The sequence below is a fragment of the Ginsengibacter sp. genome, from assembly GCF_057362405.1.
This window is the reverse complement of record NZ_JBMQQG010000241.1, coordinates 21854-37704: the sequence shown is the minus strand read 5'-3', so window position 1 is coordinate 37704 and position 15851 is coordinate 21854. Positions and strand designations below refer to the sequence as shown.

Sequence of the window (15851 nt, the reverse complement as noted above, 5' to 3'; positions counted from 1 at the left end):
TCCGGGTAGCGGACCTTATACCGATGCGAGCAATGATGATCTGGGGGTTTATGATGCCACCGTCCCGGGGATACGCGTTAATTTAGGTACCGGTGCAGCGAAGGCGCTGAATGGCGCAGGTTTTGGTAATGCAACCGGTGGTGGATCCATACTGGCCGGAAGCGTTCCAAAATTTTATGGATCCACGTTATTTGTAGTTGCCTATAAGCTTTTAATAACCGCAAATAATGGCGACACAATTCATCCGACAGGAAATTTTCATATTGACACAGCCGCTGTTTATAAAACTGTTCGCTTCGATTATGCCGGGATTAAAGTAATTAAGAATCAGGCATTATGTAATAATTTCTCAGGCGCAACATTTACTGCAGAAAGTTCATTTGGATCCGGGAATATTCAAAACAGGGCCTTAGGGGTAAATGCTCCGGGCTATGCAAAAGTAAATTTAGGATTAAATAGCCCCCAGGATAATTATTATTCTGTTGCGAATAATACCAGTGCAGACGGAACCACCAATAACGCCGGACCATATAAACCGACAACAAATAATTCTCGTGTGTTCGGCGGATTTTGGGACATCATAGGCGACCATACCGGGGCCGCCAATCAGTCTACAGGCAATTTGCCGGTAGCTACGGGCCAGCCGGGGGGTTACATGTTGGTGGTGAATGCAGCATTTACCACAGGAGAAGTTTATCGGGATACAATTAAGAATGTCTGTCCTAATACCTACTATGAATTTTCGGCATGGGTAAGAAATATTTGCGGAGTATGTGGTATTGACAGGAATAGTGCGGCTACGTACACTCCGGGAGTTTTACCTAATCTCTCGTATACGATAAATGATGTAGATTATTACACCACAGGGAATATGAAATATGATACCATTTGGGAAAAACGTGGATTCATTTACAAAACAGGTCCCACAGAAACTCAATTTCGTATCACAATTAAAAACAATGCTGCAGGTGGTGGAGGTAATGATTGGGTTCTCGATGATATAAAACTTGCAACATGCTATCCTAATCTTATTAACAGTCCTAAAGATACAGCAACTTCTTGCGCTGGAGTGCCATTGTCCTTAAGCGACACAGTGAAAAGTTATTTCAACAATTATACTAATTACTGCTGGGAAAAAAGTATTGACGGGGTTAACTGGATGAGTACAGGTGTTTGCAGTTCAAAAGTCCCGATGCTTGTAAATGGCGAGTGGGTATATTCCGTTGATACCACATTTACACCCGTGCTGGCAGATAGCGGTACTTATTACCGTTTAAAGGTGGCAACAACGGCAGCAAATCTAAATTCTTCCACCTGTTCGGTAGGCAATAGCCAGAAAATATATGTGAAAGTCTTTAATGTCAATTGCACTTTGTTGAAAACGCAGCTTTTGGATTTTACCGGCAACGTTCTGAATAATCACGCCAGTCTGCGATGGACTTCGCCAAGTGAATCTAATGTTAAAGAGTACCAGGTTGAAAAAAGTCTTGATGGGATAAATTTCTCGTGGGCAGGAGTAGTCGCGAGTTCGAACGACATTAATAGCGCCGATTATTTGTTCAATGATCCTGATCCAACCACTGCGATTGTATATTATAGGTTAAGACTCGTAGGGTTAAGTAACAGCAATAACAAATATTCAAAAATTATTGTGTTGTATAATAATAATGCTTCATTTAACCTAAGTGTGGTTAATCCATTCCATTCCAGCTTAAAAATAAAAATCTCTCTACCTGACGATGGAAATGTTGTTTTCAACTTATATGATGTGTATGGCAAAATAGTGAGCAAAAAAAATATACGTCTCAGTAAGGGTACATCAGCCGTGATATTGGACAATGTAGAAAAATTCTCTCCTGGTATATATATCCTTAGAACTGAATTTAATAATAAAATAATTGAGAATAAGCTATTTAAAGTGATCTGATGCCGAATAAGAGTTGGTTAAATAAAATTGGAAATTATTCCTGAATGATCCTCTTTTTTACGAATGAAGCATATTGCGGTAGTTCATAATTGACCGAAAAATGTATTCCTGCTGCTTCTTTTAAGTTAGAATATTTCAAGAGTTAAAAATAAGAAAATGAAATAAACACCATCTTCAGTTCGTTATAATGGTTGGCAGCCCATTAATTAGATAAATATGAAGTTTTCTACGTCATGAATGTAACTTAATTACCAATGAAAATCCACTTTTATGAAAACAATTTTTTACATTTTTTGCCTTGTACAAGTTTGGAGTCTTTCGGAGGCACAATCGACAAGTCCGGCTATTAAGGCAGGCTTTGGAGTCGAAGGAGAGTTACGAGCTAACTATTTTAACAATTTCCCTCAATCCGGAAATGATGATTGGTTCAATATGGGAACCGCAGGCTCCGGGGCATTTGTAATTGATACCACCGGTGCTGCTGCCTTGGTGGCCCGCTACGCTATTGACCCTGCGTTCCGGCAATTGCCTTTCTACCGGACGATGAAATATCCTGCATATTCAATTGTAAATAATAAATTGCTATTAGATGCAATATTTATTCGCGATTACCATGGTACTGATTCTACAATTTTTGCGTCTGGCGCAAGTAAAAATGGTGAGAGTCCCCAGAACTGGTCGTGCCCTGTAGCCCAATCGGTGCCGGATAAGAATGAGATACTGGATATGATGGTGCATGTGAGAAGGGCGGGACCAACCACCATCGATTCGCTTTGGATGTTTGGGGGTTTATCTATCGAAAATACAACTGGTGACCGATATTTTGATTTTGAAATGTACCAGACAGACATTTACTATGATCGTGGTACTCAAAAATTTTATGGATACGGGCCAGATGCCGGTCACACATCCTGGAAATTTGATGCAGCCGGCAACATTACCCAACCGGGAGATATAATTTTCGCGACTGATTTTGGAGGCTCGGGTTTAGCATCACTCGAGGCTCGTATCTGGGTAGACTCGGCTTCTTTATCGATAACTCCTGTCAATTTCAATTGGGCTGGTACTTTTGATGGAGCATCCAACGGTTCGCAATTCGGATATGCGGGTATTCTGCCTAAAACTGCCGGCAATTTTTATTCAGGAGTTCAAAGTCCAAATAACACATGGGCAGGACCTTTTTCTTTAGTTCGTGGAGATAATAGTGTCGTTACGACGTACACGGCGGGCCAGTTTATGGAAATAGGTGTTAATCTCTCTAAAATTGGATTAGACCCGGTTACATTATTGGGTGAAAATAAATGTGGTATGCCTTTCAGGAGAATCTTGGTAAAGTCAAGGGCCTCTGCATCATTTACTTCTGCGCTTAAAGACTTTGTTGGGCCTTTTGATTTCTTTCTTCCGGCAAGAGCAAATATTCAGTCCGATCAATCCGTACTTTGCGGATTAATTGGGAATAGTACAATACATGTAACCGACCCGGTAGCAACATCTACTTATACCTGGTCTACTCCAAACGGACATATAGTAAGCACCAGCACCGATGGAACTTCTATTACTGTAGACTCGGCGGGAACTTATATCGTCTCACAACAGTTACAGTCAGGATGCTCAATTTATGCGACTGATACAGCTGTAGTGTTCTGGAACAGCAATTGTTTTGTTCTCGATAATAAACTTCTAAGTTTTAACGGAAACATATCCAACAAAACGGTGCAATTGAATTGGAATGTTTCACCCAACCCGCAAATCAATTATTTTAATATTGAGCGAAGTCTGGATGGCGACCACTTCGTAGCCGTAGCTAAAGTCTTTGCTAATACTGGGGACAATCTAACAAACGAATACTCTGCCACGGATGCGCCAGATGCAACTGCATCCGATCGTGTCTACTACAGGCTAAAAATAATAAGTTCAAAAGGAAATGTATCTTATAGCAGGACTATTAGCTTCTTTCTTCAAAAAGCCTCTAAACCTGGCGTTATTATCATGCCAAATCCGGTGAGGGAGAATACGCAACTAAATGTTTTTTCCATCGGGGAAAATAAATTGCAATTGTTTATTTATGATGGTGCCGGAAGATTAATGAGAACAATAAGTACGATAGTACTAAATGGAAACTCGAGCCTTAACCTGACTGATTTTCAAGGATGGCCGCGGGGAATTTATTCGGTGAAAGTTCTTCTGGGAGAGAATTTGTTTGTTGAAAAAATGGCACTGGTAAAATAATTCGGGCTGGCAATGTAATTAACGGTATTGCGCAATAATGTTTTCGCAATACCGTTTTTCAATTATCTTTTATATCCATATGAAACCCATATCAATACTTTTTTGTTTAACAATGATTTCCATAACATCCGGTTATGGGCAACCGCAAATCCCGCAGGTTATTAATGCGTCAGGCGGCGTTTCAAAAGGTAAGGGCTTCACGACTCAATGGAGTATTGGAGAATTGACGCTCGTGAATGAAATGGATGACATTGACAGCAGCTATATCATCACAAACGGATTCATTCAGCCTACTAGCGGCCTTGTTCAGCCACCACTACAGCAAACTGCCGTTTCCTTCAACACAACTGCATTGAGTTTTACTAACATTCGGGTATTCCCAAATCCAACTCAGGATATTTTACACGTTGATTTGTTGCAAAGTATTTCTGGAAAGGTTAGCCTGCAACTATCGGATGAACTTGGGCATATTGTTTATAGACATGAGTTCTCGTGCTACGGATCAGGATTGACCGAGAAAATTAATATGAGAGGTCTTAGGAAAGGTCTTTATGTACTCTATATAAAAAAATTGAATCCGGTCTCAGGAAGTTATGAAATGGAGGCAGATTCTTACAAAATAATTAAACTATAATAATTGATTGTTATTTTAAATTTCCGTGTATGAAAAAACTGATGCTTTTTACAACCTGTGTGTTTTTCACAATTTTTGTTTTTGGGCAGGCTGCTCAAATGATCAATTATCAGGGCATTGCACGAAATTCATCTGGAACCACCTTGACAAATCAAAATATTGGTCTACGTCTTTCTATTCATGATGGTACTTCATCCGGGCCTCTTTTATACCAGGAAACCCGCAGTTTGAAGACCGACCGCTTCGGAATGTTTGTGATTCAAATTGGCAGTGGCGGTGCCATAAGTGTCGTGAATTCGCTTAGTGGTATTAATTGGTCAGTTGGGGGGGGCAAATTTTTACAGGTAGAACTATCGCCAAACAACAACAATACTTTTATCGACATGGGCACAGCGCAGTTATTGAGTGTCCCTTATGCATTTTTAGCAGATAGCGCGCATCCAATCGGGCCAGCAGGTGGCAACTTAACTGGCACCTATCCAAACCCGTCCATTGCGAACAATGCAATCACTACTAATAAAATCCTGGATAGTGCAGTAACGACCTCAAAAATAGCAGATCATTCGATAACTGCATCTAAAATGGGTGTAATTCCCGCTGGTGGCGATTTAACCGGAACGTATCCAAATCCAACCATTGATACTGGTGCTGTCAATACTATTAAGTTGCTTGATGCAGCGGTAACCACGCCTAAAATAGCAGATCACTCGATAACGGGTTCTAAGTTAGGTATAATTCCTGCGGGTGGCGACCTTTCAGGTATCTATCCTAATCCTATTATTGCGAACGGAGTTATATATACTTCGAAACTGGCTGATTCTGCAGTTACGACAGCTAAGATAAAAGATAGTTCAATAACGCTCTCTAAATTGGCACCTGGTGTAATACTTGGCGGCTCTGGCGCCACAGGTTCGGCTGGGGGCGATTTAAGCGGGACCTATCCAAATCCAACTATTAACGCAGGTGCTGTCAATACTATTAAGTTACTTGATGCGTCTGTAACCACTCCTAAGATGGCAGATCACTCAGTGACGATATCTAAATTTGGTATAATTCCGGCTAGTGGGGATTTAACCGGTATTTATCCTTTTCCTACAATTGCCAATGGAGTTGTTTCTACTTCAAAACTTGCTGACCTATCAATAACTACTTCAAAACTTGCCGATTCTGCAGTGACTACAACTAAGATAAAAGATAGTTCAATAACACTTGCTAAATTAGCACCTGGTGTAATATTTGGCGGCTCGGGGGCCACAGGGCCTGCTGGAGGCGACCTAAGTGGAACATATCCAAACCCAACTGTAAATAAGTTGCAAGGAAATGGGATAAGCAATGCAATCCCGCTTGTAGGCCAGGTGCTTAAATTTGATGGTCTGCGATGGTCTCCATCTAAGGATAGTATCGGTGCTTTCTCAATTCCCTTTAGCGCTTCTGTTAATTCAGATTCCGCTTTATTTTCAATAACTAATCAAGGGCCCGGAACTGCTCTTCAAGGAATTAATTCATCTGTGAATGCTAATGCATTTGGGATAATAGGTAAAATTAGCTCATTAACACCTGGAGTATCATCGGCTGCAATAAGAGGAATGAATTCTGGTACGGGAACGGATGGATATGGTATTTGGGGATCTCATGATGGAAGCGGATCAGGAGTTTATGGATCATCAGTTAGTGGCAGCGGTGTAAATGGACTTTCTTCGGCCGGGTACGGGGTATATGCAAGCAGCCCGGACGGAACAGGAGTTTTTGCGACTAGCGACAACGGAACGGCTGGTCTTTTTGATATCTCTAATCCAAATGCCTTCAACGATGTAGTTTTCGCGTCAAACGCGGGGTACGGTAATGGTATAACATCCATTGCTACTTATGGGTACGGGGTTTTGGGCATCGGTAACGATGTAGGTGGAACAGGCCTTTTAGGTATTAATAACGCTGGAGGCGAGGCGGTTTTAGGGTTTACCATCAGCGACAATGCCAGCGGTGTAGTTGGACGAAATGATGGGACCTATGCGGGAGTAAGAGGCTTCAATACTGCTAATAACGGGATTGGTGTGCTTGCAGTTGCCAATTCATTTGGAGCCACCAACGGTAATGCTTTGGTTGCAGAACTTGAAGGGCCGGATGCTGGCAATACCGCGGTGTTTAAAGCAAATAACGCAAACGTTGCCCGAATAGATAATACCGGGAAAGGGTTTTTTAATGGTGGAACGCAAATGGGGGGCGCCGATGTTGCAGAATTTTTTGATGTAGTAGGAGATCGCACGAAATATGAACCGGGAGATGTGTTGATCATTTCACAAGATTCAGATCGTAAAGTTGAAAAATCTTCATCGGCATATTCGACACTGGTTGCCGGCGTATATGCAACAAAACCCGGTGTGTTATTAACCGAAAAAAATGCTGAACTGGATTCTCTTGGAGAAATGGTGCCAATGGGTGTAATTGGTGTAATACCAACAAAAGTCTGCCTTGAAGGAGGTGTTATAATGAGAGGTGACCTGTTAGTAACTTCTTCTACCCCAGGTGTTGCAATGAAAGCCGATCCAAAAAAAGTTCAAATCGGACAAGTATTAGGAAAAGCATTGCAGCCTTATAATGAAAATGAAGTTGGAAAAATTAATGTTCTTGTAAGCGTAAAATAAATTATTATGTTTTCTCGTTTTAAATTAAATCTCGTGGCTACATGTATTCTTGTTTGCTCGTTTGGTTCGGCTGCTAAAGCCCAACTGGCGAGCGATAAGTCACTTAATGAAATTTATAATAAAAAAATAAATGAAAAATTGAGTGAAAAAAATAAATCAACAGATCTTTCTAAGCCTTTGCAAAAAGATCAAAATTTTCCGAGTTCAAAGTCTTCGCTTAAAGACGTTGCAAAGCTTAAAATAAAGAATCCGGAAATAATCGCACATTCTGATTTAGCACGGTCAGATGAAGAAGATAAAAATAAATTGCCGAGCAATTCTCCTAAACTAAAACAGATGGGAACCATAGCAACTAAATCTCAAAAATTTCTTTTACACTAAATTTAGTTTCTTGTAATTTTTTATTGATTCAAAAAATTTTCTTTAAAATCACTTATCATTCAACTATTTTATAATAAATATTCTAAAGCAAAAGCCCACTATCTATGAAAAAGATTTTGATTCTAACCGTTATGCTAGCGACGTACAGTAATATATTTGCCTTTCTTACACAGGCTAATTGGCGTTGGCGTAACGACGATGGAACAGAAACAACCGCAACCTGGAAGGCAGCCCAAAATACGCAGGCGGTATTAAGTGTACCTGGAGAGGTATGGAGGTTAAGATTAGAAGTTTACAACAGTACTCCGGATACTACTCTTAGTATCTTTGATACATTGCAATACGCCACGTCAACAGGAGGACCATGGAAAAATATCGATGCAACTTCAAGTTCCAATCCTTTTATTATGGCAGGCACAAGTGCCTTCGTTTCGCAGGCGGAGTCAACTACAGCTCAGTTAGTTGGAACTGGTGGCTATACTTTTGCGCCAGGCAAAATAATGGTTGATTCGGCATTACTGCAAAACGACACTCTTGCATATAACTATCGCACGGAATTTGAATGGGTCATTAAGAGTACTTCAAATATAACCTCTAACACTATCTATTATTTTCGACAATGGGGGTCAACATCAAGCCTTGATGGTACACAAACTTACCCATCATTAATTACTGCAGGAGTGCTACCCATTAAACTTAGCGGGTTCACCGTAAGCCGCGAAGGCAAAAGTGTTAAATTAGAATGGGTAACATCCACAGAACAAAATAATACCCGATTTGAAATACAACGCAGCAGTGATGGAAAAACATGGAAAACCATCGCCAGTGTAAATGGCAAGGGCACCACTGCTGCATCCAATGCTTATAACGTATATGATGATAATCCTTTAAGTGGAATTAACTATTATGTAATTAAACAATACGATGTTGATGGTCACGCTTATCAATCTGATGTAAAAATTTTACGAATGCCAGATATAAAATCAATTATATCGGTTTCTCCTAATCCATCACGTTCCGGAATAAATTTTAGTATTGCAAATCGTGGGGTTTCTAATGTTGACGCAACGGTTATCGGTATGAATGGAAATATAATTTATCATGAAATGATTAATAATGTACAGCCGAATTCACTTAAGAAATTAAACATGAAACAACAACCGGCACCTGGTCTTTATATTCTAAAATTAAAAGGGGAAGGGCTTTCTGAAAGTGCGAAAGTCGTAATAGAATAATATTTTAAATTTATTATAAAATAAGAGGGAAAGTTATTGTAAGCAATTACAAACTTTCCCTCTTATTTTTGTTTATAAACCGTTATAAATAAAAAACCTTCAGCGATCATCGGAATAATGCAAAAGTTTATAAATAAATCCTGGAGTCTTGCCATTACTTCCGGTATACTAACGTACGCGGCTACCTGTAATATTAATTTTATTTTTAGCTGGGTTTGTTATGTCCCTTTTTTTATCTTGATTTATAATAAAAGAAAAAAAGAGGTTTTTAAGATTGCTCTTGTTTTTGGATTTACTTTCTCTTGTCTCGCTTTTTTCTGGATGATACCAGGTGCCGAAAGATTTACGGGTTATAACATGTTGTATGGTCTTGGCGTATTCCTTATTTCCGCTGCTTTTTACAGTTTGTTTTGTGGCGCATTATTGTGGTGCTTTTCTGCATTGAAAAAAACTGATAATAATTTAGTTTCGATTATTACCAACAGCATTTTAGCAGGCTCTCTTTTTTGTGTAGCAGAAGCATTATTAATGCTGGTATCGACCGGGCTACCCTGGTTTGATGTTCATTCGGGAAATGGATTGGCAGAAAATCTCTACGCAATTCAGCCTGCATCTATTTTTGGTATTCACATTATGAGCTTTATTGTGGTTATGGTTAACTATCAGTTAGCTGCGATTACCATTAAAAAATTGTGGAGAAGATTATATATACCCATAATTGTCATCGCGTTTTATTTATTCGCAGGTTTTATTTTGCTTCAAAGATTTGACAGCAGTTTACATGCAAATAAATCATTCAATGTGGCAATCCTTGCCGAAAACATTCCGCCGGACATAACCTGGGATGACAACACCGGCAATTTTCTTGTTCAAAAATTATTGTACCTGAATCGGCTTGCAGTTACAATGAAACCAGATGTGGCATTATGGTCGGAGTCAGCAATTCCCTGGACTTACAGAAAAGATGATGACCTGGTGAAGGAAGTATTGAAAATTACAGATCCGGTTCGTATAACTCATATTTTGGGTATCAATACAGCCTATAAAGAGAACGAAGTTTTCAATTCAGCGTACTGTATTTTACCAGGTGGAAATGTTATGGGTCATTATGATAAACAATATCTTCTGTCTTTTATCGAAAAACCCTTAAACGGTTGGTTGATGCCTTTTTTTTCAAGCAAAGGATTTTCTGCTCTTAATGATACTGCCTACAACAAACCCCTATCAACGCCATTTGGCAGAGCAGGCTTTCTAATTTGTAATGAAGCAGCAGTACCAGCTGCAGCAGCAAGCCAGGTGAGACAGGGAGCCCAGTTCCTGTTTAACATGAGCAACGACGGATGGTTTAATGATACATACATCGTTAATCTCCACTTTTATTATGCAAGGTTGCGGGCTGTTGAATCAAGAAAAGATATAGCCATAAATAGTAACAATGGATTGTCAGGTCTAATAAAGGCCTCGGGCGATATTGAAGAACAGGAAAAAGGCACAGAACCTTTTGTAAAAATGGTCAAAATACAACCCAATGATTATAAAACAATAGCTTCATCATACCCTCAGATATTTATCTATTTCTGCCTATTATGTATCGCCATCATTTGTATTCCCTCGTTGATTAAATCCAGGGCCAAAAATGGTCGTTAACAACGAATCTATATCGATTATTATTATCCCGTTCCGGCATTAGGTAGTCACGTATTCGGATAATTTCTTTTAATAAATGAGATAAGTGCCAACATTATAAGTTGCTGTAGCAGAGAAATTGGAAAGACTATTATATATTTCTCCTGCATTTTTTGCAAACCAGCGTTCATCCGTTTCTATCGCCACTGGGTTCCCAACAATAAAATATTCATACTTCACTTTTATTACATCTGGAAAATTAAAAGTTGCAATGCTTACCGGAACTGACTTTTCTAATATCGTCATTTTAAGATAAGCGGTAATGGCGATCCCACCGACTATTCCGCTAATATTTGGCGATGTCCACGATGTACCGGAAGCCACATTATCTTTCAGAAAAATAAATTCACCTGTAGTTGGCTGGTCGAAGGGAATAATTTTAGAATAATCAAGGTACTGGTAATAATCTCCGCCCGGCTTACGATAATAAGATGAGTCAAAAGCTCCTGTAGAAGGCACGTCATATGATGCTATAGTACTGTAATTATAACTGCCAAATGTTGGTGAGTAAGCAATTACCGCATTATGAACTGAATCAGTCGCCGTTCCTCCGACAAGATTATAAGTCCAGTTTGAATTCAACGTTAGCGGGAAATAATCGCCCGAAGAAGTAGTGGCTGGCAAAAATGTAATAGTAAATGTGCAACTACTAGTTCCAAATGTTACAGTGAAACTATGCAGTCCGGCAACTATGGGAGTTCCGCTACCAGTCAAAAATATTGTCTGCACGCCTGTAGCAGTAAAATTTCCACTCTTAGAAAATGTAACCCCGTCGATGGTGCCGGTAGTGATATTGTAACTCCCTAAAGTGGCAACGTTCACCTGAATTTGTACTGTATTTGTAGCATCAAGTGCGATGCCTTGTGTGTAAACCCCTGCAATGGCAAAAGGAGTGCAGCTTCCTCCACCGCCGCCGAGACTACCAGATGCAGGCGAATCGAAAGTTATTTTGAAATTACATAAGCTATTACCATAACTTAAAGTAAAACTTTGACTGCCCGAATTTGTTGGAGTACCATTTCCGGTTAGAATAACCGTTTGCACACCTGTCGAAGTAAAAGTGCCGGATTTCGAAAAAGTAACCCCGTTAACCGTATTGGTCTTTATAGAATACGACCCTGCGATAGCAACAGTTACCTGCACCTGTACGGTGTTAGTGGAATTCAATGCTATTCCTTGAGCATATTGTCCAGCCAGGATAACTGGTTTACAACTGCCTGAACTATCACCCAACACTCCGGACGAAATACCACCACCAGCTACAGGACTACTAAAACTGGAGGTAAATTTTCCGTTAGTAATTTGTTTAATCTTGTTAGATGCATCCGATGCGGCACCCGAAAAAGTACCTGATATTTGAGTACTGTTTAGTGTGGTTATATTCACAATAAATTCTCCGATTAATTGCCCGGCCTGGTAAATTCCGGTTCCTCCGGATGTATATTGAAAAGTAGTCTGAAACAGAGAAGCCTTATAAGTTCCTGTTGTAAACGAACTGGCATATAGCTCAAGATTAAACGATTGCGATCCATCGAGAGACGTTCCCAGCAAATGGAGTACCTGGGTATTTGATGATGAAGTTGAATCAATGTATGCACTATCCATATTTCCTGCAAACAATTGGCTGCTGTCGCTGAACTGCCAGGTTCCGGTGGGAACTTTTAAGTTACCAAGTTCATTGCTATATTCTTTTTGGCATGCATTTAATATAACAAAAGTTGCAAAAATACAAAGTGCAATTTTGATCTGTTTCATAGTACGAATTTAAAAATTTGTAATTCTTGGGGCTTACGAAACCTGCATTTCATCGTTAACCAAAGTGCCTGTTTCAAGGCTTTTGGAAGCAATATTTTTAGAATTGCTTTTGAAAAAACGCTTTTGGAACACAAGTATTGTGATGATTCCTGTGGATATTGCAGCGTCGGAAAGGTTAAATATTGGGCGGAAAAATTCAAAATCCTCACCGCCCCAAAACGGTACCCAGGTGGGAAAATGGGTATTTCGGATGATCGGGAAATACAACATGTCAACTACTTTGCCGTGTAAAAAGCCGGCATAACCATGAGCCGGAAAAATTCTTGCCACGTTGTAAGCGAAAGGGCTGCTATCTTCAAAAATTAAACCATAGAACATACTGTCAATAAGGTTACCGAGCGCCCCTGAGAAAATGAGGGCTGCACAAATAATAAATCCTGGATGGTACTTGTGCTGTATAATTTTCTTAATATAAAATACACCAAAAATTACTGCCGCCAGGCGAAACAACGTCAAAATTATTTTGCCCCATTCGCCGCCGAATTTCCACCCATATGCCATCCCTTCGTTTTCAATAAAATATAACCTAAACCAACTGCCGATTACAGCATGTGATTCTCCCGAATGATAATGTGTCTTTACATAGATCTTTAAAGCCTGATCTGCCAGAACAATAAGACAGATAATCAAAAAAACATTTCTTCCTTTCACGTAATAAATTTAAAAGGGTAAAGATAACAAAATTGAGGAAGGCTTATAGGCAAATACGTTAATTATTAGCAAAGAGATAATAGGATTCAATGGAAATATTGGGAAATCTCTTCAAGTATTATTCTTCGAAATAAACTCTCTTAACCCTTTGTGAAATTCCTGTCATTATTTCGTAAGGTATAGTTTGAGACCATGATGCAAGTAAATTTAACGTAAGGTTTTCTCCAAAAACAATTACGTCATCGCCTTCCTTTGCAATATGATGGTCCGTAATGTCCAACATCGTCATATCCATACATATATTTCCAACTATGGGAACAAATTTTCCGTTAAGAACCATTTTACCAACTCCATTCCCTAAATTCCGGGGATAGCCATCAGCATAACCAATACGAACCGTTGCTATCATACTGTCTCTTTGCAACCGGGCATTTCTACCATAGCCAACCGTGTCGCCAGCCTTTACCTTTTTTATTTGTGAGATCGTCGTTGTTAGCGTAGTAACATTTTTCAAATTGCTTTGCATTTTATTATTACTATCAATTCCGTAAAGGCCAATGCCCAGCCGTACCATGTCCATTTGCAAACCGGGGTGACGGCTAATACCAGCAGTATTGGCTATATGTTTGATAAATTGGTATCCCAGCGCATCTTCAATTTTTCTACAACAATATTCAAACATTTTTGCTTGCTGTAAAGTGAACTCATCCTCTTTAATATTTTCAGCCGCTACAAGATGTGTAAAGACACTCATTATTTTTATTAAGGAATTTCCTTTGATTAAATCGCCTAATGCATCCATATCATCATTGGTAAATCCAAGCCTGTGCATACCCGTATCAATCTTAATATGAACCGGGTAAAAATTAATCCCCGAAGACTTGAGGAAATTTTCAAACTCATTTAAAATATTGAACGAAAAAATTTCAGGCTCAAGACTGTTACTAACAATAGATTCAAATGTTGACGGTTCTGCGTTCATAACCATAACGGGCAACGTTATCCCAGCCTTCCGCAGTTCAACTCCTTCGTCTGCATAAGCCACAGCCAGGTAATCAACTTTATTATATTCTAAAACAGATGCAATTTCAAAGCTTCCGCTGCCGTAACTGAATGCTTTAACCATGGCCATAATTTTTACTCCGGGCCTCAGCAAAGACCGGTATTGCTTCAAGTTATGAACAATGGCAGTAAGATTTATTGAAAGTATGGTCTGGTGGGCCTTTTGCTCCAATTTACGACTGATTTCTTCAAAGCCAAAACTGCGTGCGCCTTTAATAAGTACCGTTTCATCATGAAAATTAATATCTTCAAAACTCTCCAGAAATTCTTCGACATTCTTAAAAAAATATTTTTCTTTTAAAAATGAGAATTCCAATTGCATCGAACTAATATCGATGCCAATGCCAATCAATTTATTAATCTTTCTTTGCTTAAAAAGTTTTGCAACGTCTTTATATAATTCCATTGGTCGTTTACCCGATTGCAAAATATCAGATATAATAACCGTGTGTTTTTTGTTTTGCTTTTGTTGTTCTAAAAAATTAAGCGCTATTTCCAATGAGTGCATATCGTTGCTGTAACTATCGTTTATGATCGTGCAATGATTAATTCCCTGTTTAAGTTCGAGCCTCATTGCAATCGGGTAAACAAATTCAAATTTCTCTCTCGTCAGGTGGTCGTTTTTGTTTAACAACAATAAAATGCACCAACAATTAATAGCGTTTTCCACAGATGCTTCATCGGTAAACGGAATCTTTATTGAGATAATCAGTTTTTCATAAATGGCTTTTATCCTGGTGTGGTCTTTTGTTTTATTGGCTGATAAAATTTGCAGCCTGTTGTCAGCGCTTTTGCCCCAGGTAAATAATTCGAGATTTTTTCCACCGGCATTTATTTTATTCCGAAAATCAAATATTGCTTTCTTAACTTCTTTGTCATCGGTGCAGCAAACCAGTTGTTTTGCATGAACAAATAACTGCAACTTCTCATTAATTTTTTGCGCCCTGTTGTTAAATCCTTCATCATGTGCCTGCCCGATATTGGTAAGGCAACCAATAAAAGGCCTGATTATTTTTTCAAGGCGACTCATTTCGCCAGGTTCAGATATTCCTGCCTCAAAAATTGCAAGGTTGTGCGATTGATTGATGTTTAATACGCTTAGCGGAACTCCAATTTGAGAGTTGTAACTTTTGGGACTTCTAACAATGGAAAAACTCTCTTCAAGCAATTGATTCAACCATTCCTTTACAATTGTTTTTCCGTTGCTTCCTGTAATACCAATTACGGTGAGGTTTGCAAACATCTTGCGATGATGGGCAGCGAGCGATTGCAATGCATTTATGGTGTTGCGAACGACAATAACATTTGCGAGAGGAACATTATTGACATTTATATTTTTATCACTTACAACAAAATTCCTTACGCCTTTCACATATAGCCCTTCAATAAATTTATTGCCATCATGATGAGAAGACTTTATGGCAAAAAAAATTGTATTAGGTGCATCGATAATTTTTCTGCTATCGAGTGACAGTACTAACGGCGAAGGCAAGTCGATATTTTTGTTTATCAATTTTCCACCGGTAAATTTTGCAATTTCTTCAATTGTATAGTGAATTGGTTCATTCACGTTTTTCAATTTTTTTTAA

The 15851-nt window shown here is 39.1% G+C and carries 10 protein-coding genes; 7 read left to right on the top strand and 3 right to left on the bottom strand.

From position 1 onward, the window contains the following. The 7 genes from ACO1O5_RS20855 to lnt form a co-directional block, all read left to right on the top strand. Positions 1 to 1927: T9SS type A sorting domain-containing protein (locus tag ACO1O5_RS20855; RefSeq protein WP_486273721.1), on the top strand; the 1927-nt coding region annotated here is incomplete at its 5' end. A 270-nt stretch (positions 1928 to 2197) separates the two neighbouring features. After that, positions 2198 to 4156 carry a T9SS type A sorting domain-containing protein gene (locus tag ACO1O5_RS20850; protein ID WP_486273720.1) on the top strand — a complete coding sequence of 653 codons (1959 nt, stop codon included), beginning with the start codon at positions 2198 to 2200 and terminating at the stop codon, positions 4154 to 4156. A gap of 112 nt (positions 4157 to 4268) precedes the next feature. Beyond that, a complete protein-coding gene (locus ACO1O5_RS20845) occupies positions 4269 to 4790 on the top strand; it encodes a T9SS type A sorting domain-containing protein (RefSeq protein WP_486273718.1) in 522 nt (173 codons plus the stop codon). Between the two features lie 29 nt (positions 4791 to 4819). Further along, entirely contained in the window at positions 4820 to 7432 is a 2613-nt protein-coding gene (locus ACO1O5_RS20840) for a hypothetical protein (protein WP_486273716.1), read from the top strand. 6 nt (positions 7433 to 7438) lie between these two features. Next, the gene (locus ACO1O5_RS20835) at positions 7439 to 7813 is read left to right on the top strand and encodes a hypothetical protein (RefSeq protein ID WP_486273715.1); all 375 of its coding nucleotides are present in this window, start codon (positions 7439 to 7441) and stop codon (positions 7811 to 7813) included. A 104-nt stretch (positions 7814 to 7917) separates the two neighbouring features. Then, positions 7918 to 9048: a T9SS type A sorting domain-containing protein gene (locus ACO1O5_RS20830; RefSeq protein WP_486273713.1), complete on the top strand. Its 1131-nt coding sequence runs from the start codon at positions 7918 to 7920 to the stop codon at positions 9046 to 9048. A gap of 117 nt (positions 9049 to 9165) precedes the next feature. Then, on the top strand, positions 9166 to 10695 hold the full coding sequence (gene lnt, locus ACO1O5_RS20825; RefSeq protein WP_486273711.1) for an apolipoprotein N-acyltransferase: 1530 nt from the start codon (positions 9166 to 9168) through the stop codon (positions 10693 to 10695). Positions 10696 to 10764: 69 nt separating this feature from the next. Here the strand turns inward: lnt and ACO1O5_RS20820 are convergent, their stop codons facing one another. The 3 genes from ACO1O5_RS20820 to ACO1O5_RS20810 form a co-directional block, all read right to left on the bottom strand. Beyond that, positions 10765 to 12489, bottom strand: coding sequence for an autotransporter outer membrane beta-barrel domain-containing protein (locus ACO1O5_RS20820; protein ID WP_486273709.1), 1725 nt, complete (start codon positions 12487 to 12489; stop codon positions 10765 to 10767). A 33-nt stretch (positions 12490 to 12522) separates the two neighbouring features. After that, positions 12523 to 13200 (bottom strand): lipoprotein signal peptidase, encoded by a 678-nt coding sequence (locus ACO1O5_RS20815; protein WP_486273707.1) that lies wholly within the window; start codon positions 13198 to 13200, stop codon positions 12523 to 12525. Positions 13201 to 13318: 118 nt separating this feature from the next. After that, positions 13319 to 15832, bottom strand: a complete 2514-nt coding sequence (locus ACO1O5_RS20810) for a bifunctional UDP-N-acetylmuramoyl-tripeptide:D-alanyl-D-alanine ligase/alanine racemase (RefSeq protein ID WP_486273706.1) — start codon at positions 15830 to 15832, stop codon at positions 13319 to 13321. Positions 15833 to 15851: the final 19 nt, after the last annotated feature.

Coding starts and splice junctions, on each gene's coding strand:
- ACO1O5_RS20850 (WP_486273720.1), top strand. CDS start 2,198: ATGAAAACAATTTTTTACATTTTTTGCCTTGTACAAGTTTGGAGTCTT.
- ACO1O5_RS20845 (WP_486273718.1), top strand. CDS start 4,269: ATGATTTCCATAACATCCGGTTATGGGCAACCGCAAATCCCGCAGGTT.
- ACO1O5_RS20840 (WP_486273716.1), top strand. CDS start 4,820: ATGAAAAAACTGATGCTTTTTACAACCTGTGTGTTTTTCACAATTTTT.
- ACO1O5_RS20835 (WP_486273715.1), top strand. CDS start 7,439: ATGTTTTCTCGTTTTAAATTAAATCTCGTGGCTACATGTATTCTTGTT.
- ACO1O5_RS20830 (WP_486273713.1), top strand. CDS start 7,918: ATGAAAAAGATTTTGATTCTAACCGTTATGCTAGCGACGTACAGTAAT.
- lnt (WP_486273711.1), top strand. CDS start 9,166: ATGCAAAAGTTTATAAATAAATCCTGGAGTCTTGCCATTACTTCCGGT.
- ACO1O5_RS20820 (WP_486273709.1), bottom strand. CDS start 12,489: ATGAAACAGATCAAAATTGCACTTTGTATTTTTGCAACTTTTGTTATA.